Consider the following 427-nt stretch of genomic DNA (forward strand, 5'->3'; position numbering starts at 1 on the left):
CTTTATATACTTTTGGAAAATATTTATAAAATAAAACCTTATCTGCGACTTCTTTTGGCGCTGGAAATTTTTTATTAAATTCCAAAGATAATAGCCTATGGGTCCAATCAGCAACACCTGTATTCATTCCAGGAAAATGAGAAATAGAATTCCAAGATGCTATAAAATAATCTGCATTATATTGACTTGAAACATCTTTTATTAAATTAGCTAAATTATTCTCCCAATCCCCTCTTAACATACCAATAAATCCTACAGCAATTTTTGGTTTTTGTATACACAAATCTCCAAAATTTCTTATATTTCCACATTCATTAATAAATAATTTTAAATATTTCTTACTACCATTTGAATTATAACGATATAATTCATCTAGAAATTTTATCTTTTTTTCTATTTTTATATATATAAAATCACTTAATATATC

Annotated in this window: 1 protein-coding gene; it reads right to left on the reverse strand. The window is 24.6% G+C overall.

The window, feature by feature from the left end:
* Positions 1-427 (reverse strand): hypothetical protein (locus EVJ28_RS13975; RefSeq protein WP_201739268.1); only part of this gene is annotated, 427 nt, incomplete at both ends.

Origin of the sequence: Exiguobacterium sp. SH3S3, from assembly GCF_004337115.1 — a bacterium.
GTDB lineage: Bacteria > Bacillota > Bacilli > Exiguobacteriales > Exiguobacteriaceae > Exiguobacterium > Exiguobacterium aurantiacum_A.